Source organism: Paenibacillus popilliae ATCC 14706 (assembly GCF_000315235.1).
Classification (GTDB): domain Bacteria; phylum Bacillota; class Bacilli; order Paenibacillales; family Paenibacillaceae; genus Paenibacillus_B; species Paenibacillus_B popilliae.
Map to the genome: position 1 here is coordinate 1 of NZ_BALG01000583.1, position 346 is coordinate 346.

Annotated in this window: 1 protein-coding gene; it reads right to left on the minus strand. The window is 52.3% G+C overall.

Translation table 11 applies throughout. The features are described from left to right. On the minus strand, nt 1–346 hold a 346-nt coding region (locus tag PPOP_RS19195; protein ID WP_042230457.1), incomplete at both ends, for an IS256 family transposase.

Below are 346 nucleotides of genomic sequence, written 5' to 3' on the forward strand. Positions count from 1 at the left end.
ATCCTTGTAGGACACGTAGCGCGTCGAATTGCGGATTTGGTGAATGATGCATTTCTGAATCTCCGTCTTCGGGTAGCAAGCCGTGATCGCTTGGGAGAAGCCGGTGAGGTTATCTACACAAGTGATCAGGATATCTTGGACGCCGCGGTTCTTCAGATCGTTGAGCACGCTCAGCCAGAACTTGGCGGATTCGTTCTCTCCGATCCACATGCCAAGGACGTCTTTATTGCCGTCCAGATCGATGCCGATGACCATATAAGCCGCTTTGTTCACGATGGCGCCGTCCTGCTTCACTTTGAAGTGGATTGCATCCAGGAACACGACAGCGTAAACGGTTTGCAACGGG